General features: G+C 59.9%; 14 protein-coding genes. 11 read left to right on the forward strand and 3 right to left on the reverse strand.

What is annotated here, in order from left to right:
- Position 1: 1 nt before the first annotated feature.
- From ppx to JEM67_RS20520, 5 genes are all read left to right on the forward strand, one after another.
- Entirely contained in the window at positions 2 to 1,552 is a 1,551-nt protein-coding gene (gene ppx, locus JEM67_RS20500; protein WP_013814092.1) for an exopolyphosphatase, read from the forward strand.
- A 190-nt stretch (positions 1,553 to 1,742) separates the two neighbouring features.
- Complete coding sequence (locus JEM67_RS20505) at positions 1,743 to 1,922, forward strand: YfgG family protein (protein ID WP_199637105.1); 180 nt, start codon at positions 1,743 to 1,745, stop codon at positions 1,920 to 1,922.
- Between the two features lie 200 nt (positions 1,923 to 2,122).
- A complete protein-coding gene (mgtE, locus tag JEM67_RS20510; RefSeq protein WP_199637103.1) occupies positions 2,123 to 3,556 on the forward strand; it encodes a magnesium transporter in 1,434 nt (477 codons plus the stop codon).
- Positions 3,557 to 3,718: 162 nt separating this feature from the next.
- Positions 3,719 to 7,057: a diguanylate cyclase gene (locus JEM67_RS20515; protein ID WP_199637101.1), complete on the forward strand. Its 3,339-nt coding sequence runs from the start codon at positions 3,719 to 3,721 to the stop codon at positions 7,055 to 7,057.
- Between the two features lie 215 nt (positions 7,058 to 7,272).
- Entirely contained in the window at positions 7,273 to 7,623 is a 351-nt protein-coding gene (locus JEM67_RS20520; protein WP_199637099.1) for a DNA-binding protein, read from the forward strand.
- 4 nt (positions 7,624 to 7,627) lie between these two features.
- On the opposite strand, the gene alkA is transcribed toward JEM67_RS20520, so the two are convergent.
- On the reverse strand, positions 7,628 to 9,124 hold the full coding sequence (alkA, locus tag JEM67_RS20525) for a DNA-3-methyladenine glycosylase 2 (protein WP_199637097.1): 1,497 nt from the start codon (positions 9,122 to 9,124) through the stop codon (positions 7,628 to 7,630).
- 181 nt (positions 9,125 to 9,305) lie between these two features.
- On the opposite strand from alkA, the gene yegD reads away from it, so the two are divergent.
- The 3 genes from yegD to JEM67_RS20540 are packed head-to-tail and all read left to right on the forward strand — an operon-like array spanning position 9,306 to position 11,772.
- Entirely contained in the window at positions 9,306 to 10,658 is a 1,353-nt protein-coding gene (gene yegD, locus JEM67_RS20530) for a molecular chaperone (protein ID WP_013814097.1), read from the forward strand.
- Between the two features lie 47 nt (positions 10,659 to 10,705).
- Positions 10,706 to 11,269 carry a GNAT family N-acetyltransferase gene (locus JEM67_RS20535; RefSeq protein WP_199637095.1) on the forward strand — a complete coding sequence of 188 codons (564 nt, stop codon included), beginning with the start codon at positions 10,706 to 10,708 and terminating at the stop codon, positions 11,267 to 11,269.
- Positions 11,263 to 11,772 carry an AAA family ATPase gene (locus JEM67_RS20540; RefSeq protein WP_233527764.1) on the forward strand — a complete coding sequence of 170 codons (510 nt, stop codon included), beginning with the start codon at positions 11,263 to 11,265 and terminating at the stop codon, positions 11,770 to 11,772. Before JEM67_RS20535 ends, JEM67_RS20540 begins: the two co-directional genes overlap by 7 nt.
- Here JEM67_RS20540 and JEM67_RS20545 read toward each other — a convergent pair.
- Together JEM67_RS20545 and JEM67_RS20550 are read right to left on the reverse strand one after the other, a co-directional pair.
- Positions 11,769 to 12,386: a pyridoxamine 5'-phosphate oxidase family protein gene (locus JEM67_RS20545; RefSeq protein WP_199637091.1), complete on the reverse strand. Its 618-nt coding sequence runs from the start codon at positions 12,384 to 12,386 to the stop codon at positions 11,769 to 11,771. The genes JEM67_RS20540 and JEM67_RS20545 overlap by 4 nt on opposite strands.
- 68 nt (positions 12,387 to 12,454) lie before the next feature.
- Positions 12,455 to 13,408: an aldo/keto reductase gene (locus JEM67_RS20550; RefSeq protein WP_199637089.1), complete on the reverse strand. Its 954-nt coding sequence runs from the start codon at positions 13,406 to 13,408 to the stop codon at positions 12,455 to 12,457.
- A 270-nt stretch (positions 13,409 to 13,678) separates the two neighbouring features.
- Between JEM67_RS20550 and JEM67_RS20555 the strand changes: the two genes are divergently transcribed.
- Genes JEM67_RS20555 through mdtC form a run of 3 tightly spaced genes read left to right on the forward strand, consistent with a single transcriptional unit; the run spans position 13,679 to position 21,119 of the window.
- Positions 13,679 to 14,923: an MdtA/MuxA family multidrug efflux RND transporter periplasmic adaptor subunit gene (locus tag JEM67_RS20555; RefSeq protein ID WP_199637087.1), complete on the forward strand. Its 1,245-nt coding sequence runs from the start codon at positions 13,679 to 13,681 to the stop codon at positions 14,921 to 14,923.
- Positions 14,923 to 18,042 carry an MdtB/MuxB family multidrug efflux RND transporter permease subunit gene (locus JEM67_RS20560; RefSeq protein WP_199637085.1) on the forward strand — a complete coding sequence of 1,040 codons (3,120 nt, stop codon included), beginning with the start codon at positions 14,923 to 14,925 and terminating at the stop codon, positions 18,040 to 18,042. The genes JEM67_RS20555 and JEM67_RS20560 overlap by 1 nt, the downstream gene beginning before the upstream one ends.
- Positions 18,039 to 21,119 (forward strand): multidrug efflux RND transporter permease subunit MdtC, encoded by a 3,081-nt coding sequence (gene mdtC, locus JEM67_RS20565; protein ID WP_199637083.1) that lies wholly within the window; start codon positions 18,039 to 18,041, stop codon positions 21,117 to 21,119. Before JEM67_RS20560 ends, mdtC begins: the two co-directional genes overlap by 4 nt.
- The last annotated feature ends 9 nt before the right edge of the window (positions 21,120 to 21,128 follow it).

Below are 21,128 nucleotides of genomic sequence, written 5' to 3' on the forward strand. Positions count from 1 at the left end.
TATGCCGCTAAAAAGCACTGCAACGAACAAACCGCAGGAAATCGCTGCCATCGACCTTGGGTCGAACAGCTTCCACATGGTGATTGCCCGCGTCGTCAACGGCGCCTTACAGGTGTTGGGCCGTTTAAAACAGCGGGTCCACCTCGCCGATGGATTGGACAGCAACAATGTGCTCAGTGAAGAGGCAATAGAACGCGGCCTTGCCTGCCTGGCGCTGTTCGCCGAACGGCTGCAAGGCTTTCCGGCGGATAACGTCACCATCGTCGGCACCCATACTTTGCGCCAGGCGATTAACGCGGAAGTGTTCCTCAAACGCGCGGCCAAAGTGATCCCCTATCCGATTGAAATCATCGCCGGGCAGGAAGAAGCGCGCCTGATCTTTATGGGCGTGGAACACACGCAGCCGGAAAAAGGCCGCAAGCTGGTGATCGACATCGGCGGCGGCTCCACTGAGCTGGTGATTGGCGAAGACTTTGAGCCACTGCTGGCGGAAAGCCGCCGCATGGGCTGCGTCAGCTTCGCTCAACAGTTTTTCCCAGGCGGCGAAATCAGCAAGAACAACTTCAAGCGCGCACGCCTGGCGGCGGCGCAGAAGCTCGAAACCCTGGCCTGGCAATACCGCATTCAGGGCTGGCAGTATGCTCTTGGCGCGTCCGGCACCATCAAGGCCGCGCACGAAGTACTGGTAGAGATGGGCGAAAAAGACGGCCTGATCACCCTGGAGCGGCTGGAGATGCTGGCGGAACAGGTGCTGCAGTTTAAAAACTTCAGCGCGCTGAGCCTGCCGGGATTATCCGAAGACCGTCAGTCGGTGTTTGTACCGGGTCTGGCGATCTTGTGCGGCGTGTTCGATGCGCTGGCGATCCGCGATCTGCGCCTTTCCGACGGCGCGCTGCGCGAAGGCGTGCTGTACGAAATGGAAGGCCGTTTCCGCCATCAGGATATCCGTAGCCGCACCGCCAAAAGCCTGGCCGATCACTACAATATTGACCGTGAGCAGGCCAAGCGTGTGCTGGAAACCACCGAGCTGCTGTATTCGCAGTGGATGGCGCAAAACACCAAACTGGCGAATCCGCAGTTGGAAGCGCTGTTGAAGTGGGCCGCGATGTTGCATGAAGTGGGGTTGAGCATCAACCACAGCGGCATGCACCGCCACTCGGCCTATATTCTGCAGAACACCAACCTGCCGGGTTTCCATCAGGAACAGCAATTGCTGCTGGCGGCGCTGGTGCGTTTCCACCGCAAGGGCATCAAGCTCGAAGAACTGCCGCGCCTGAACCTGTTCAAGAAAAAGTATTATCTGCCGCTGATCCAGTTGCTGCGCCTGAGCACCCTGCTCAATAACCAGCGCCAGTCGACCACGACGCCGGAGACGTTGCGTCTTAGCACCGACGATAACCACTGGACGTTGCGCTTCCCGGCCGGCTATCTGGCGCAGAACAACCTGGTACAGCTGGATTTCGAACGTGAGCAAGCCTACTGGAACGACGTGGTGGGCTGGAAACTGATGATTGAAGAAGAAGGCTCGCAGGACGAGAAACGCTCAGCCTGAGTCCGACGCCCTCACCCTGCGGTGGGGGCGCATTAAACGCCGAAGCAGCTGAATCCCTATCCTAAACGACGATGGAATGCCCGGCGGCTTACGCCGGAAATAAATGGACAACTTTTGTCATCCCCTCCTAAAATTCCGGTTACAATTTCCAGCATCAGATAGCACAGGAAACCGGCATGCCGGGTGATATATGCGTAAAAAAACCACCGGACAAATGACAAAGATAGTGCTGTTGATCAGCTTTATCATTTTAGTTGGCCGTCTGCTGTATGCCGCCGTGGTTGCGGTGCCGCACCATCAGGAAAAAAAACTCGTCCCCCCTCAGAACACCACAGAGATCCACGAGGAAAACCGGGACGACGCCCCCTGAGACGGCAAGATACCCTCAGCATGCAGGGCAACCGAATAGTTAAGCAGCCTGCCAAAGGCCAACGCCTTTTGGGTATGCCAGGCCCCTTACTTATTCCTCAGCGCCTGCATCCATTTCATAAAAATGACGCCTGCATTCACTATGTTCTATCTTGGGTAGAGATCGTCTGTGAGGACTACTGAGTGCCAGCAAGGAATACCATGTCTGTCGCAACGCATAACGTTAAAAAAGTCGCTGAATATCGCCAGCGCATTCTTTCACTGCTGTTAAACAATAAAGACCTGGTCGATGGCATTCTTGGTCGGCCGGGGGATGAAAATGCACTCAGCAAAAGCGAACTGCTGAACCAGACCGCCGAAATCACCGGCCTGCTGGACGATATGCACGCCGCCGACCTGGCGGATCTGCTGGAAGCGCTGCCGCAGGACGAACGCCTGGCGCTGTGGCGGTTGGTAGGCAACAGTAAGCGCGGCCAGACGCTGGTGGAAGTGGCCGAACCGGTGTGGGACAGCCTGATCGAAGAGATGAGCGATAAAGACCTGCTCAAAGCGATCAAGACGCTGGACGTCGATGAACAGGCCTATCTGGCGCAGTATCTGCCGCGTAACCTGATGGGCCGCCTGTTGACCTCGCTTGAGCCGGATCAGCGCGCGCAGGTACGCGAGATGATCCACTACGGTAAAGACACCGTAGGCTGGATGATGGATTTTGAACTGGTCACGGTGCGTCCGGACGTCACGCTCGGGGCAGTACATCGATTCCTGCGTCTGCGTAAAACCATCCCGGCGGCTACCGACAAACTCTTTGTCACCGATCGCAAGAATACCCTGCTGGGCGAGTTGCCGCTGACCGCCGTGTTGCTGAACGACCCGGAAACCCCGGTGCAGGACGTGATGGACAGCGATCCCACCCGTTTCTTGCCGGAAGACAGAGCCGAAGCGGCGGCCAGCGCGTTCGAACGTTATGACCTGATCAGCGCCCCGGTGGTCGACGCCAAGGGCAAGCTGATGGGCCGCCTGACCATTGAAGAGATCGTTGACGTGGTCAACGAAGAAAGCGACACCACCCTGCGCCGCATGGGGGGCCTGAGCCCGGACGAGGACGTGTTTGCCCCGGTCATGAAAGCGGTAAAAACTCGCTGGGCGTGGCTGGCTATCAATCTGTGCACCGCGTTTATCGCCTCGCGCGTCATCGGCATGTTTGAACACACCATTTCGCAGTTGGTGGCGCTGGCGGCGTTGATGCCGATCGTCGCCGGTATCGGCGGCAACACCGGCAACCAGACCATCACCATGATCGTCCGCGCGCTGGCGCTGCACCAGATCGAAGTCGGTAATATCTCCCGTCTGATGTTGAGAGAGCTGGGGGTGGCGATTATCAACGGCGTGGTCTGGGGCGGCATCATGGGGGTAGTCACCTGGCTGCTGTACGGGGACTGGGCGATGGGCGGCGTGATGACGCTGGCGATGATCCTCAACCTGTTGGTGGCGGCACTGATGGGCGTGGTGATCCCGATGACCATGATCAAAATGGGGCGCGATCCGGCAGTGGGCTCCAGCGTCTTGATCACCGCGCTGACCGACACCGGCGGCTTCTTTATCTTCCTTGGCCTGGCGACGCTGTTCCTGCTTTGACCCTTTATCGCCGGCGCCCGCGCCGGCTTTTGCGTTAGCTCACTAAAGCCGTATGATTCGGTAGGTTTTATTACCGAGCTGTACTACCCTTTGCCAATAAATCGTCTCATTCTATCCGCGTCATGACCTCGTTCACTGACAGATGCCGCGATAAGGTTATCTATGGATATTAGCGCACCCACTCACGTCACCACGCGTAAAGGCACTTGGCTGACACAGACGCTGCTGGCGACGCTGACGGTATTTGTCCTGGCGCTGCTGAGCCTCGCACTCTCCAGCAAGTCCAGCCATTTTACGTCGCTGTGGTTCCCGACCGCCGCCATTATCGTGGTACTGTACCGGCAACCGACGAAGCTGTGGGGGTTGCCGCTGTTGGCATTCTGGCTGGCCATCGTCGCCGCCAGCATCATGCTGTTCGGCTACAGCTGGCTGCCGGTCAAGCTGGCGCTGCTCAACCTGCTGGAAGCCGTGGTCAGCACGTTGCTGTTGCGCCGCCTGCTGTTGGCGGAGGATCCGCTGAACGGCCTGGCCAGTTGGGGGAAATTCGTGGTCTGCGCGGTGATATTCACCCCCTTGTTCAGCGCCCTGCTGGCAGCCTGGTGGGCACCTGCGCCCGGACAAACATTCTGGCACCTGTTCAGCACCTGGTTTATTTCAGAGGCGATTGGCGTGTTGTCGCTAACGCCAATCGGGCTGGTGTATCGTCGCCGCATGCTGGAAACGCTTAACCTGTTTTCGCTGTTGCTGACGCTGATGGTGACACTGGCCTTCAGCTATCTGGCGCTGAGCCATCTGCCCTTCCCATTCACCTTCGTTATTCTGCCGCTGTTGTGGGCGGCGATCGCACTGCTGCGGCTGGAAACCTTCATCATCTGTTTTTGCACCACGCTGATGGTCACAGTGATGATTACATTCGGGTTGTTGCAAGTCCATCCGCCCGCAATCCCCCTCAGCGACATCGATATTTACCTGCCGATTTTGCTGATTTTGATCCCGGCGCATTCGATGGCGATGGTGATGCATGCCTTCCGTGAGGAAAAACGGCATATCGTCGAAAGCGAAACCCGTTTTCGCAATGCGCTGGAGTATTCCGCCATCGGCATGGCGTTGGTTTCTCCGCAGGGCAAATGGTTGCAGGTCAACCAGGCGCTGTGCAAACTGCTGGGCTACACGCCAGAGGCGCTGCAACGGTTGACGTTCCAGGAAATCACCCACCCGGACGATCTGGACGCCGATATGTCCCAAGTGCGCGATCTGCTCGACGGCCATATCAGCAGCTATACACTGGAGAAACGCTATATTCGCAGCGACGGTGAACACGTCTGGGCGCTGCTGGCGGTATCGCTGGTACGCGATCCCGAAGGCCTGCCGCTGTATTTTATTTCTCAGGTGGAAGACATCAGCGAACTGAAGCACACCGCAGCGGAAAACCACCGGTTGGTAGAGCGCATCACGCTGGCCAATCAGGTGGGTGGCGTCGGCATTTGGGAATGGATGATGCACGACGAAGTCCTCACCTGGGACAAACGCATGTATGAGCTTTATGACCTCAGCCCGGACCAGACACCGACGCTGTCGCTGTGGCGCACGCTGCTGTTGCCGGAGGACCGAGAACGTACCGACCTTGAGATGGCCTCTTTGCTGGAACACCCACGGCCGTTCATTCTGGAATTCCGGTTGCTCACCCGCCTGGGGAAAGTGCGCCACATTCGTGGCCAGGGCAACGTCATTCTGGACGAACAGGGCCGCCCCTTGCGCATGATCGGCACCAACATCGACATGACGGAGGTCAGAAACCTCACCGGAGCGCTGCACGACGAAAAAGAACGCCTGCACATTACGCTCGACGCCATTGGCGAAGGCGTAATCTCCACCGACGACGAAATGCGGATCACCTTTATGAACCCGGTGGCCGAACAAATGTGCGGCTGGCCGCTGAGCCTGGCGATCGGCATGCCTATCGCCGGCGTGGTACGCCTGACCAATGGCAAAGACGGCGAAGAAGTGGAAAACCCGATCCAGTGCTGCCTGCAGGAAAACCGGCTGCTTTCGGCGGATTATGCCCTGGTGCTGCACAGCCGCGACGGGCGCCATTTCGACATTCAGCAGTCGGTATCGCCGCTGAAAACGGTGGACGGCGAAGTGATGGGTGCAGTGATGGTATTACAAGATGTCACCGCCTCCCGCGAACTGATGAAAAAACTGAGTTACAGCGCCTCGCACGATGCACTGACCGGCTTGCCAAACCGCACCAATTTTGAGAAACGCCTGAAATCCACCCTCGCCGGAGCCAGTGAAAATCAGCAGCATGCGCTGGTATTTCTCGATCTCGACCGCTTCAAGGCGGTCAATGACAGTGCCGGCCATGCCGCCGGCGACGCGCTGTTAAGAGATATCGCTCAGTTGATGCTGCACCATCTGCGCAACAGCGACTGCCTGGCCAGGCTTGGCGGCGACGAGTTTGGATTGATCCTGTTCGATTGCTCGCGGGAACAGGCCAAATCACTGACGCAGCAACTGATTCATCACATCAGTCAATACCCATTTTTTTGGGAAGGGAAGATTTATCACGTCGGCGCCAGCGCGGGCATCACCCGCATCGATGCCGCCGGCGGCAAGAGCGGCGAACTGCTGGCGCAGGCGGATATCGCCTGTTATACCGCCAAGCATCGTGGCCGCGGCCAGGTTTATTTCTACGAAACACGCCAGAAAATGATGCAGGAACGCCAGCATCAACTGCTGACGCGGCAGGAAGTGACAAACATCATCGCCGAGGGGCTGTTGGTGCTGAACGTCACGGCCGTGGCACCGCCTAAAACGCCGCAGGCGGTCTGCTTTTATCAACTGAAATTGCAGGTCATGGCGCTGGACGACCGGACGTTGACCCGCGACGAGTTTATCGCCGCTGTACAGATTTATAACCTGCAGCCGGATCTGGATCGTTGGATCATCGGGCAAATTTTGACGCAGAACGCCGTCGACATTAGCCGCAAGGGGCTGTCAGTGGCGCTGCCGCTGGCGACCGACAGCCTGCTCGATGCGCAATTCCAGCGTGATCTGCTGACAACTTTCGACGCTTCCCCATTGCAACCTGAAGCCCTGTTGTTGATGGTCGATGACACCGCGCTACTCGAACACGCGGCCATCTGCAGGCCATTTATCCATCAGCTGCAACAACGGGGTTGCAAGCTGATCGTCAACGGTTTTGGCCACAACCTCAATGCCTTCGACGAGTTGCAAGGCCAGAAGATTGACTATATCCGCATCGATGAACGCTTTATCACCAACGTGCATTGCAATCAAATGGACGAGCTGATGGTGTCTATGCTCAACAGTGCGGCTCACCGGGTACACGCCCAGACGCTGGCTGGTCCGGCGCACCAGCAGATCACGCTCAATACGCTGCAGGCCATCGGCGTCGATCTGGCCGACGGCGACACCGTGGCGCTGGAACTGCCGCTGTCGGAGCTGCTTAGCAGCGGTTATTTCGGTATCCGCTAACCCTAGCCTTTCCCCTGTCTTTCAGACTGCGGCCTTATCTTCGGCCGCACGCCCCCTGCCGATCTTTTTTGCTTAGCCAAGCTTGAGTTAATGGTATAACTAATGGGTAAATATTAATCGTTTGAATAACATGACATCGCCGGACGGCGATCAAAAACGCCAGTCAGGCCGTTTAGAACACCGTCTTTGCGTACGATTGCCCAGGGATTATGGCTATGAAAAATGAGTGGTTCGCCGCCAGGGAGCTTACAGGCATTGCAGGATTACCCACCTCACCACAGGGAATCAATTTGAAGGCCCGGCGCGAAGGCTGGATCAGCCGCCGCCGAGAAGGCATACAGGGCAAGGCCGTGGAATACCATATCGACAGCCTGCCCATCGGCGCGCGCAGCTTGCTGATACTGCAAGAGGAGCCGGCTGCCTACCAGGTGGAACGCCAGCCGCCGCTGGCCGTGTGGATTGAGTATTACTACCACCTGACGCAAAGCGAACGCGAAAAGCTGCTGAGCTTTCTGATGCGCGAAGGCATCAGCAGCCTGCTGGCGCTGATCCCCTCTGAAGAGTAACCCCTTACCCGGCGGTATCCGTTAACGGCGCCCAGGCGTCGTTATGCCACAAATGCAGCGTGGCGTAGGAACGCCACGGCCGCCAGCGTTCGGCATAGCGCTCAATCTGGCGCGGCGTCATGCCGGGGAAACGCTGTTTGATCAGATAATCCCCCGTTAAAAATACATCCGGCCATGACCAGGCACGCATGGCGATGTAGCTCGCCGTCCAACTGCCGATACCCGACAGCGCGGTCAGTGCCTTGATCCCCTGCTCTATATCCAGCACGTTTTCTAACTGCAACCGCCCTTCGGTGACCGCCTGCGCAAGGGCGATCAGCGCCGCTGCGCGTTTGAGCTGTACCCCCAGCGGGCGCAAATCTTCGGGCTGCAATTGCGCCACCCGCTCAGCACTGGGAAACACATGGGTAATGCCGTCGTAAGGCTGTTCCAATGCGGTGCCCCAACGTTCGGCCATACGCCCGGCAAAGGTGGCCGCCATCTTCACGCTGACCAGTTGCCCCAGCACCGCGCGGGTCGCCTGCTCGAAGCTGTTGACGCAGCCGGGCAACCGCAAGCCCGGCGCATCGGCGGCTAATGTCCCTAACGCATTGGCGATAAGGTCCGGGGCAGCGTCCAAATCGAATAACTGGCGGATACGCCGCAGCACCTCGGTGGTCACCCGGCTCAGCGAAGGCGCAACTTCTACCCGCACCCGGTTATGCGCCTCTTCCGGCAGCACGCTGACCCAACCACGGTACTCCATCCCGCCCAGAGTGACGGCGATCGACCGCAAATACTGTTGATCCTGCACTTTTTCCACACCACTTACCGCGCGCGTCTGTAAAAAGCCCAGCATGCGCGGCCAGTCATACGGCGGACGATAAGCCAGATGAAACACCAACCCACTGGCGACGGTGCGCTCATTGCGGCTACTGTTGCTGCGCAGCGCGGAGGGGATCAGCCGATAGCGCGCCTTGAACAATTCATTAAACCGCCGCAGGCTGCCGAAACCGGCGGCAAACGCCACCTCACTCAACGGCAAGTCGGTATCCGCCAGCAGCCGCTTGGCCTGCAACAGCCTATGTGACTGGGCGTAATCAATCGGCGAGGCGCCAAACTGATCGGCAAAGATGCGCCGCAGGTGGCGATCGGAAATCCCAAGCCGCGCCGCCAGTTGCTCGCAGCTGTGTTCGGACAAATAGCCCTGCTCAATCAGTTGCACCGCCACCTGCGCATAGCGGTTGCCAAGGTCGATCAACGCCAATCCCGGCGCCAGCTCCGGCCGACACTTCAGACAGGGGCGAAACCCCGCCAGTTCCGCCGCCGCCGCACTGGGATAAAAAGTGCAGTTTTCGATTTTCGGCGTGCGGGCGCTGCACACCGGGCGGCAATAGATGCCGGTCGACGACACGCCGACGAAAAAGCGGCCGTCAAATTTTCGATCGCGCGCACTCAGTGCGTCATACAGGGCCTGTTGCTGGTTTTTCATGGCAACGCTCGGGGTCAGTTTTTTGTTCATTATGCGACTCGGCTGGCGCGCTGACGTGCGGGATTCGGACATTAAGACAGGAAGCCTAAGTTAAGCATAGCACCGCCCGCCCCGCTAAATTTTTCGTCAGTTAAGCGCGCATACGTTGCCCAGGGGCCGGGACTCGGGTAAAGTCGCCCCCCTTCATTGGCATGGGGAGTAGAGAAAAGACATGTTTATTGGATTTGACTACGGAACGGCCAACTGTTCCGTCGCAGTGATGCGAGATAACGGCCCCGAGCTGCTGACGCTGGAAAACAACGAACCTTACCTGCCGTCGATGCTGTGCGCACCGACGCGCGAAGCGGTGAGCGAATGCCTGCACCGCCACTGGCAGGTGCCGACCGGCAGCGAAGAGAACCAACAGTTGCTGCGCAGGGCCATCAACTACAACCGCGAAGAAGACATTCCGGTCGGCAACGACAGCGTACAGTTTGGCCTGCAGGCACTGGCGCAGTACGTTGAAGATCCGGAAGAAGTCTATTTTGTCCGCTCGCCGAAATCCTTCCTCGGCGCCAACGGCCTGAAGCCGCAACAGATCGCGCTGTTCGAAGACCTGGTGTGCGCCATGATGTTCCACATCAAACGTCAGGCGGAAAACGTGCTGCAGAGCAGCATCAGCCAGGCGGTCATTGGCCGCCCAATCAACTTCCAGGGCATCGGCGGTGAAGACGCCAACCGGCAGGCGCAGGGCATTTTGCAGCGCGCCGCCGAACGCGCCGGATTTAAGGATATTGAATTCCAGTTCGAGCCGGTAGCGGCAGGTCTGGATTTCGAAGCCACGCTGAACGAAGAGAAAACCGTGCTGGTGGTGGACATCGGCGGCGGCACCACCGACTGTTCGGTGCTGTTGATGGGGCCGCAATGGCGCGATCGCGCCGATCGCCAGCAGAGCCTGCTGGGGCACAGCGGTTGCCGCGTCGGCGGTAACGATCTGGACATCATGCTGGCGTTCAAACAGTTGATGCCGCTGTTCGGCATGGGCGGCGAAACCGAAAAGGGCATCGCCCTGCCTGCGCTGCCTTACTGGAACGCGGTAGCCACCAACGACGTGCCGGCGCAGATCGATTTCTACAGCGCCGCCAACGGCCGTATGCTGCGGGATCTGATCCGCGACGCCGCCGATCCGGAAAAGGTCAAGCGCCTGCTGAAAGTACACCAACAACGGTTAAGCTACCGTTTGGTACGCGCGGCGGAGGAGAGTAAAATCGCCCTGTCCGCACAGCAAACTACCCACGCACCGCTGGCGTTCGTCCAACCGGAACTGGCGGAAACCATCAGCCAGGATCAGTTGGCCGAGGCTATCTCTCAGCCGCTGTTGCGCATTCAAGAACAGGTCAGTGCCGCGCTGGCCAGCAGCCAGACCGCACCGGAGGTGATTTATCTCACCGGCGGCAGCGCGCGCTCACCGCTGCTGCGCGCCGCGCTGCAACAACAGCTGCCTGGCATTCCTATCGTCGGCGGCAACGACTTCGGCTCGGTCACCGCCGGACTGGCGCGCTGGGCACAAACGCTGTTCCGTTAATTGCCCGTGGGCGCGGCCTGCCGCGCCCCGGTCATTGGAGGCCAGTGATGTCTGAAATACTCTCCCCTGAAAGCGCTCGGCTGCGGTTGCGCGCCTGGCGCGATGAAGATCTGCCGGCGTTTGCCGCCCTCAACGCCGATCCGCAAGTCATGCGTTATTTCCCCTCGGTGATGACAGCCGATCAAAGCGACGCGCAGGCCGACAACATCCGCCAGTTCATGCGCCTACACGGCTGGGGCTTTTGGGCACTGGAAGTGAAAGGCGGTGCGCCTTTTATCGGCTTTGTCGGGCTGGCGATGCGGGCGGACGATCTGCCCTGCTCCCCCTGCGTGGAAATCGGCTGGCGGTTGGCGGCCCCCCACTGGGGCAAAGGCTACGCCAGCGAAGCGGCCAGGGCGGTACTGGCTACCGCCTTTAATTCGCTGCAACTGGATGAAGTGGTGTCCTTTACCGCTAGCGTCAACCAACCTTCGCGTCGGGTAATGGCGCGTATTGGCATGGCGTTCAACGGCGAAAGTTTCCTGCACCCGCGCTTGCCGCAGGGCCATCCGCTGCAAAACCATGTAGTGTATCGGCTGGGACAGCAACAATGGCGGGCACAGCAATGCTGATCATTTTTTCCGGGTTGCCGGGCAGCGGTAAAACCACACTGGCGCGAGCGCTGGCGGCCACGCTGCCGGCCATCCATCTGCGCATAGACACGCTTGAACAGGCGATCCGCAACAGCGGTATGCTGGCAAGCGACATTGGGCCGGCCGGTTACTTTGCCGCTTATGGCGTGGCCGAAGACAACCTGCGTTTGGGCCACCGGGTGATCGCCGACTCGGTCAACCCGCTGCCGGTGACGCGGGCCGCCTGGCATGGCGTGGCGCAACGGGCCGGTGCCGCTTGCTTTGATATTGAAGTCTACTGTTCCGACAGCGCCGAACACCGCCGCCGGGTGGAAACCCGTGACGGGGATATCGCCGGGTTGAAACTCCCCGGTTGGCAGAGCGTTATCGACCATGACTATACGCCCTGGGCCACGCCTGTGGCCCGCATCGATACCGCCGGCCAACCGGTGGAAAGCAGCCTCACCCGGTTACTGGCGTTGTTAAACGCCGCGCCGCGCTAATACAGCGTATCCCGCAGCCGCTGCGGCAGTGCGCTGTCGTACTCTCCGCCGTCAAACTGCGTTTTACTCACCTCGGCCAGAATGTTGCCGGTGCTGGGCAGTGCCGAACGTTCAAGGTGGCTGGCTTCGTCCCACAGCCCTGAGCGCAATATCGCCCGGCTGCACTGGAAAAACACCGCCTCCACATGAATGCGCAGCACCGAACGCGGCAGCATATTGCGATGAGCAAAACGCTGCAGCACCTCTTGGGCGACAACAATCTCCGCACGGCCGTTAATCCGCAGCGTTTCACCGATACCGGGGATCAGCAACAGCAGCGCCACCCGGTTGTCGTGCAGGATATTGCGCAGGCTATCGATGCGGTTGTTGCCACGCCGGTCCGGCAGCAGCAGGGTTTTCTCATCTTCGATATGAATAAAACCGGGCGGGTCGCCGCGTGGGGAAACATCCATCCCGTCAGGCCCAACGGTGGACAGCGCGGCAAAGGGCGCAGCTTCGATAAAGGGGCGGTAGACCGGATGAATGTAACTGACTTCTTTAAATATCGACGGCGCGGCGGGTTTGCCGTACAGCTGCTCCAGCGCGGCAAGATCGCTGATAATATCGCTTTGCATTGCTGCTCCCTGAATGGTTCACATTGACCCATTCAGGATAGAGCAAAATTACCGCCCGGCAATCTGTATTACCCGGCGCTGGCCTCGTTCAGCACTTTGATATCATCGGCGTCCAGTTGCAGCCGGGTGGCGGCGATCAGCTCATCCAACTGCTTTAACGACGTGGCGCTGACGATCGGCGCAGTGATGCCCGGCCGGGCGATCAACCAGGCCAGCGAGACTTGCGTCGGCGAAGTGCGGTGTTTTTCCGCCACCCGATCCAGCGCGGCCAATATGCGGAAACCGCGCGGATTGAGATATTGCGCCACAATACGGTCCCCACGCTGGCTTTTGCCCTCATCCTGCGCGCTGCGGTATTTGCCGGTCAGGAAGCCGCTGGCCAGCGAGAAGAAGTTTATCACCCCCAGGCCGTGGCGTTGCGTCACCGCCGCCAGCTCTTTTTCGAACCCTTCGCGCGCGTACAGGTTGTATTCCGGTTGCAGGGTTTCGTAACGCGCCAGCCCTTCCTGCTCACTTACTTTCAGCGCCTCTTCCAGGCGATCGGCCTGATAGTTGGAAGCGCCTATCGCCCGCACCTTACCGGCCTTGATCAGCGCATCAAACGCGGCCAGGGTTTCCGCCAGCGGCGTGTCCCGGTCATCGTCGTGCGATTGATAGAGATCGATATAGTCGGTCTGCAGGCGGCGCAACGAGTCTTCCACCGCCTGTTGGATGTAGCGCGGCGACAGCCCCTGTTTGCCTTCGCCCATCGGTTTGCCCACCTTGGTGGCGATAATCACCTGATCGCGTTTACCGCTTTTTTTAAGCCACTCGCCAATCGTGGCTTCGGACTCTCCCCCCTGATTACCCGGCGCCCAGCTCGAATAGACGTCGGCGGTATCAATGAAATTGAGCTGGTTTTCCACCAGCGCGTCCAACAGGCTGAATGAAGTCTCGCGATCCGCCGTCCAGCCAAACACATTGCCGCCGAAGGTTAATGCCGGCACCTTAATGCCCGAACGGCCCAATTCTCTTTTGCTCATTGCATGCTCCATGGGATAAATAATTCGCAGGATAATTATTAGCGCAAAATCAGGAAAGTCGTTAAAACGCATTGGCTATAAGTCAAAGCCGGTCGCTTATAAACATAGCAGGATAAAATTGACACTCTATTCAGATAATGCTGACGCTTCCTCCATATTTCCTTCATTTTTATGCCGTCTTTACTGGCTAAACTAGTATTCTGTAAGGAGTGTAACTTTTGTGGCAATGAGTGCCCGCACCCCTGCCTTTTGGAGAGAATTTTCGCCACCATGAATGCAAAAACCCAACGTCGTTCACTGCTGCCGCGCCTGCTGGTTGTGGTGATAGTGGTCATTGCCGCCGTTCTGATTTGGCGTCACTTCAATACTGCGGCTCCCGCAGCCGATACTGCCTCTGCCGCACGTCACGCCGGTGGCGGCAAAGCCGCAGCGGGCGGCCGACGCGGCGCGCCGATGTCGCCGGTACAGGCGGCAACCGCCACCGAACAAACGGTACCGCGCTATCTCTCCGGGTTGGGCACCGCCACCGCCGCCAATACCGTTACCGTCACCAGCCGGGTCGACGGCCAACTGATGGCTATCCACTTTACCGAGGGCCAGCAGGTCAAAGCCGGCGATTTGCTGGTCGAAATCGACCCGCGCCCGTTTGAAGTGCAACTGACGCAGGCTTTGGGGCAACTGGCCAAAGATCAGGCAACGCTCGCCAATGCGCGCAGGGATCTGGCGCGCTACCAGCAACTGGCGAAAACCAACCTGGTTTCGCGTCAGGATCTGGATACCCAGCTCTCGTTGGTGCAACAAACCGAAGGCGCGATCAAAGCCGATCAGGGCTCGGTCGACAGCGCCAAACTGCAAATCACCTACAGCCGCATCACCGCGCCGATTGACGGCCGCGTCGGCCTGAAACTGGTGGATGTCGGCAACTACATCACCAGCGGCAGCACCACCGGCATCGTGGTGATCACCCAGACCCACCCTATCGACGTGGTGTTTACCCTGCCGGAGGGCAATATCGGCGATTTGCTCAAGGCGCAAAAAGCCGGTCCGATCAGCGTCGAAGCCTGGGACCGCACCAACCAGACTCAACTGGCGACCGGTTCGCTGCTGAGCCTGGACAACCAGATTGACACCACGACCGGCACCATCAAGCTGAAGGCGCGTTTCACCAATGAAGACGATGCGCTGTTCCCGAACCAGTTCGTCAACACCCGGTTGAAGGTGGATACCCTGCATAACGCGATTGTCATCCCGACCGCCGCGCTGCAGATGGGCAACGAAGGCAACTTCGTCTGGACCCTGAGCGAAGACAACAAGGTCAGCAAGCACCGCGTGACCACCGGCGTGCAGGACAGCCGACAAGTGGTCATCAGCGCCGGCTTGAACGTCGGTGACCGGGTAGTGACCGACGGAATCGATCGCCTGACCGAAGGCATGCAGGTTGAAGTGGTGACACCGCAGGCCACCCCGGCGGCGGCCACATCGGGCAGCAAGCCGCTCGCACAGAGGAAATCCTGATGCAGGCGATGCCACCTAACGCCGGCGGCGGCCCCTCCCGCCTGTTTATTCTGCGCCCGGTCGCCACCACGCTGTTGATGGTGGCTATTTTGCTGGCGGGGATTATCGGCTACCGCTCCCTGCCGGTTTCCGCCCTGCCGGAAGTGGATTACCCGACCATTCAGGTGGTCACGCTGTATCCCGGCGCTAGCCCGGACGTGGTCACCTCGGCCATCACCGCCCCGCTGGAGCGCCAGTTCGGCCAGATGTCCGGCCTGAAACAAATGGCGTCGCAAAGCTCCGGCGGCGCGTCGGTGGTAACGCTGCAATTCCAGCTTGAACTGCCGCTCGACGTCGCCGAGCAGGAAGTGCAGGCGGCGATCAACTCCGCCACCAACCTGCTGCCGAGCGATCTGCCCTACCCACCGATTTACAGCAAGGTCAACCCTGCAGATCCGCCGATCATGACGCTGGCCGTCACCTCGACCGCCATGCCGATGACCCAGGTGGAAGACATGGTGGAAACCCGTGTCGCGCAAAAAATTTCCCAGGTGACCGGCGTAGGTCTGGTTACCCTCTCCGGCGGCCAGCGGCCGGCGGTGCGCGTGAAGCTCAACGCCGCGGCGGTGGCCGCCTACGGTCTGGACAGCGAAACCATCCGTACCGCCATCGGCAACGCTAACGTCAACTCCGCCAAAGGCAGCCTGGACGGGCCGACGCGCTCGGTGACGCTTTCCGCCAACGATCAGATGAAATCCGCCGACGACTACCGCCAGCTGATTGTCGCCTACCAAAACGGCGCGGCCATTCGGTTACAGGATATCGCTACCATCGAGCAGGGGGCGGAAAATACCCGCCTGGCCGCCTGGGCCAACAAGCAGCCGGCAATCGTACTGAACATTCAACGCCAACCGGGCGTGAACGTGATCACCACCGCCGACAGCATTCGCGAGATGCTGCCGCAACTGATAAAAAGCCTGCCGAAGTCGGTGGACGTCAAGGTGCTGACCGATCGCACCACCACCATTCGCGCTTCGGTCAACGACGTGCAGTTTGAATTGCTGCTGGCGGTTGCGCTGGTAGTCATGGTGATTTACGTGTTCCTGCGCAACGTGCCGGCCACCATTATCCCGAGCGTCGCGGTACCGCTATCGCTGGTCGGCACCTTTGCCGCCATGTATTTTCTCGATTTCTCGATCAATAACCTGACGCTGATGGCGCTGACCATCGCCACCGGTTTTGTGGTCGATGACGCCATCGTGGTGATCGAAAACATCTCGCGCTATATCGAAAAGGGTGAAAAGCCGCTCGACGCGGCGCTGAAAGGCGCCGGCGAAATCGGTTTCACCATTATCTCGCTGACCTTCTCGCTGGTGGCAGTATTAATCCCGCTGCTGTTTATGGGGGATATCGTTGGCCGGCTGTTCCGCGAGTTCGCCGTAACGCTGGCGGTGGCGATCCTGATTTCCGCCGTGGTGTCGCTGACGCTGACGCCGATGATGTGCGCGCGCATGCTGAGCCACGAATCGCTGCGCAAGCAGAACCGGTTTTCCGCCGCCTCCGAGCGCTTCTTCGACCGGGTGATTGCGCAATACGGAAAGTGGCTGAAAATCGTGTTGAATCACCCGTGGCTGACGCTCGGCGTGGCGCTGAGCACCCTAGCACTGACGGTGCTGCTGTATCTGCTGATCCCGAAAGGCTTCTTCCCGCTGCAGGACAACGGCATTATTCAGGGTACGGTGGAAGCGCCGCAGACGGTGTCGTTCAGCAATATGGCCGAACGCCAACAACAGGTTGCGGCGGAAATCCTCAAAGATCCGGCGGTGGAAAGCCTGACGTCGTTCGTCGGCGTCGATGGCAGCAACGCCACGCTCAACAGCGGCCGTTTGCAGATCAACCTTAAACCGCTGAGCGAGCGCAGTGAACGCATTCCGGCGATCATCGCCCGCCTGCAACAGCAGAGCACACAGTTCCCCGGCGTGAAGTTGTATCTGCAGCCGGTACAGGATCTGACCATCGACACCCAGGTCAGCCGCACGCAATACCAGTTTACCTTGCAGGCAATGTCGCTGGACGATCTCAGCCTATGGGTGCCGCAACTGATGACCGAGTTGAAGCAGACGCCGCAGTTGGCGGACGTGACCAGCAACTGGCAGGATCAGGGGTTGGTGGCCTACGTGAATGTCGATCGCGATTCGGCCTCGCGCCTTGGCATCAGCATGAGCGACGTGGACAACGCGCTGTACAACGCCTTCGGCCAGCGGCTGATCTCCACCATTTACACCCAGGCCAACCAGTACCGCGTGGTGCTGGAGCACGATGTCAGCACCACGCCGGGGCTGGCAGCGCTGAACGATATCCGTCTGACCAGCAGCAACGGCACCACGGTGCCGCTGAGCACCCTCGCCAAAATCGAAGAACGCTTCGGGCCGCTGTCGGTCAACCATCTCGATCAATTCCCGGCGGCGACCATCTCGTTTAACGTAGCGGGCAACTATTCGCTCGGCGAAGCGGTGGACGCCATTACCCTGGCGGAAAAAAACCTCAACATGCCGAAAGACATCACCACCCAGTTCCAGGGCGCAACGCTGGCGTTCCAGGCGGCGCTGGGCAGCACGCTGTGGCTGATCCTGGCGGCGGTAGTGGCGATGTATATCGTGCTGGGCGTGCTGTACGAGAGTTTTATTCACCCGGTGACCATTCTCTCCACCCTGCCGACCGCCGGGGTCGGCGCGCTGCTGGCGCTGATGATGGCCGGCAGCGAACTGGACGTGATTGCCATTATCGGCATCATCTTGCTGATCGGTATCGTGAAGAAAAACGCCATCATGATGATCGACTTCGCGCTGGCCGCCGAGCGTGAACAGGGCATGACGCCGTACGACGCGATTTATCAGGCCTGCCTGCTGCGTTTCCGGCCGATCCTGATGACCACGCTGGCCGCATTGCTTGGCGCGCTGCCGCTGATGCTCAGCACCGGCGCCGGCGCTGAGCTGCGTCACCCGCTCGGGGTGTGTATGGTCGGCGGGCTGGTGATGAGCCAGATCCTGACTCTGTTCACCACACCGGTGATCTACCTGCTGTTTGACAAACTGGCGCGCAATACCCGCCGCCAGCCCGATGCGCAGGAGTTGCCGTGAAATTCTTCGCCCTGTTCATCTACCGACCGGTCGCCACCACGCTGCTGACGCTGGCGATAGCCATCAGCGGTGTGATTGGCTTTAGCCTGCTGCCGGTCTCGCCGCTGCCGCAGGTCGATTACCCGGTGATTTCGATCAGCGCCTCACTGCCGGGCGCCGACCCGGAAACCATGGCCTCGTCGGTGGCGACACCGCTGGAGCGTGCGTTGGGGCGGATTGCCGGGGTCAATGAGATGACCTCGATGAGCTCGCTGGGCAGCACGCGGGTGATCTTGCAGTTCGATCTCAATCGCGATATCAACGGCGCCGCCCGCGACGTGCAGGCGGCGATCAACGCTGCGCAAAGCCTGCTGCCCACCGGCATGCCGAACCGCCCCAGCTACCGTAAGGTCAACCCGTCCGACGCGCCGATCATGATCCTGACGCTGACGTCGGAAACTTACAGCCAGGGTCAATTGTACGATTTCGCCTCCACCCAACTGGCGCAGAAAATCGCCCAGACCGAAGGCGTGGGCGACGTCTCGGTCGGCGGCAGCTCGCTGCCTGCGGTGCGGGTGGAGTTGAACCCGACCGCCCTGTTCAACCAGGGCGTATCGCTGGACGCCGTGCGCCAGGCCATCAGCGGCGCCAACGTACGCAGGCCGCAGGGATCGGTGGAAAGCCCGCAGCAGCGCTGGCAGATCCAGGCCAATGACGAGTTGAAAACCGCCGACGCCTATCGGCCGTTGATTATCCACTACAACAACGGCTCGGCGGTGCGGCTGGGGGATGTGGCCGAGGTCAAAGACTCGGTACAGGACGTACGCAACGCCGGCATGACCAATGCCAAACCGGCGATTATTCTGGCGATCAGCCGTGCGCCGGACGCCAACATCATTGAAACCGTCGATCGCATTCGCGCCGAGCTGCCGACGTTGCAGGACAGTATTCCGGCGTCAATCCAGCTGAATATCGCCCAGGATCGTTCGCCGACCATTCGCGCCTCGCTGGCGGAAGTGGAGCAGTCGCTGGTGATCGCCATAGGTTTGGTGATCCTGGTGGTGTTCATCTTCCTGCGCTCCGGCCGCGCCACGCTGATCCCGGCGGTCGCGGTGCCGGTGTCGCTGATCGGCTCCTTCGCCGCCATGTACCTGTGCGGCTTCAGCCTGAATAACCTGTCGTTGATGGCACTGACCATCGCCACCGGCTTTGTGGTCGATGACGCCATCGTGGTGCTGGAGAATATCTCGCGCCACGTCGAGGCCGGCATGAAACCGCTCAACGCCGCGCTGCAAGGGGTGCGGGAAGTCGGCTTTACCGTGCTGTCGATGAGCGTGTCGCTGGTGGCGGTGTTTATCCCGTTGCTGCTGATGGACGGCCTGCCCGGGCGGCTGTTTCGCGAGTTCGCCGTCACCCTGTCGGTGTCGATCGGGCTGTCGCTGATCGTCTCGCTGACGCTGACGCCAATGATGTGCGCCTACCTGCTGCGCCACCAGCCGGCGCGCGCGCAGCGGCGCATTCGCGGCTTCGGCAAAATGTTGCTGGCCTTGCAACGGGGCTACGGCCGCTCGCTGAACTGGGTGCTCGGCCACTCGCGCTGGGTGCTGGCGATATTTTTCGCCACCATCGCGCTCAACGTCTGGCTGTATGTCAGCATCCCGAAAACCTTTTTCCCCGAACAGGATACCGGCCGCCTGCTGGGCTTTATCCAGGCAGACCAGAGCATTTCTTTTCAGGCGATGCGCGTCAAACTGGAAGACTTCATGAAGATCGTGCGTGAAGACAAGGACGTGGAAAACGTCACCGGTTTTACCGGCGGTTCGCGCACCAACAGCGGATCGATGTTTATCTCGCTGAAGCCGCTTTCGGTGCGCAGCGATGACGCGCAGAAGGTGATCGCCCGGCTGCGCGCCCGGCTGGCGAAAGAACCGGGGGCCAGCCTGTTCCTGATGGCGGTGCAGGATATCCGCGTCGGCGGCCGGCAATCCAACGCCAGCTACCAGTACACGCTGCTGGCAGACGATCTCGCCGCGCTGCGCGAATGGGAGCCGAAAATCCGTACCGCGCTGGCCGCGCTGCCGGAGCTGGCGGACGTCAACTCCGATCAGCAGGACAAAGGCTCGGAAATGGATCTGATCTACGACCGTGAAACCATGGCACGGCTCGGCATTTCGGTCTCCGACGCCAACGCCCTGCTGAACAACGCCTTCGGCCAGCGGCAGATTTCCACCATCTATCAGCCGCTCAATCAGTACAAGGTGGTGATGGAAGTGGCGCCGCCCTATACCCAGGACGTCAGCTCGCTGGACAAGATGTTCGTGATAAACAAAGACGGCAAGGCGATCCCGCTGGCCTATTTCGCCCGCTGGCAGCCGGCCAATGCACCGCTGTCGGTCAATCATCAGGGGCTGTCGGCGGCCTCGACCCTCTCCTTTAACCTGCCGGACGGCGGCAGCTTGTCAGACGCCACCGCCGCAGTCGAACGCACCATAACGGCGCTCGGTGTGCCGTCCACGGTACGCGGCGCCTTTGCCGGGACCGCGCAGGTATTCCAGGATACGCTGAAATCCCAGCTGTTCCTGATCGCCGCCGCGATCGCCACGGTGTATATCGTGCTCGGCGTGCTCTACGAGAGCTATATTCACCCGCTGACGATTTTGTCGACTCTGCCTTCCGCCGGGGTCGGCGCGCTGCTGGCGCTGGAGCTGTTTGGCGCACCGTTCAGCCTGATCGCGTTGATCGGCATTATGCTGTTGATCGGCATCGTGAAGAAGAATGCCATCATGATGGTCGACTTCGCTCTCGATGCGCAGCGCAACGGCGGCATTGACGCGCGAGAAGCCATTTTCCAGGCCTGTCTGCTGCGTTTTCGGCCGATCATGATGACCACGCTGGCGGCGCTGTTCGGCGCACTGCCGCTGGTGCTGACCAGCGGTGACGGCGCGGAGCTGCGCCAGCCGCTCGGCATCACCATCGCCGGCGGTCTGATCATGAGCCAATTGCTGACGCTGTACACCACGCCGGTGGTGTATCTGTATTTTGACCGGCTGCAGATGAAGTTCCGGCGCGGCAAGAAATTGGATCCGCTGCCTCACTAATGATTAACC

The organism is Serratia sp. PAMC26656 (assembly GCF_016469055.2).
GTDB classification, from domain to species: domain Bacteria; phylum Pseudomonadota; class Gammaproteobacteria; order Enterobacterales; family Enterobacteriaceae; genus Serratia; species Serratia plymuthica.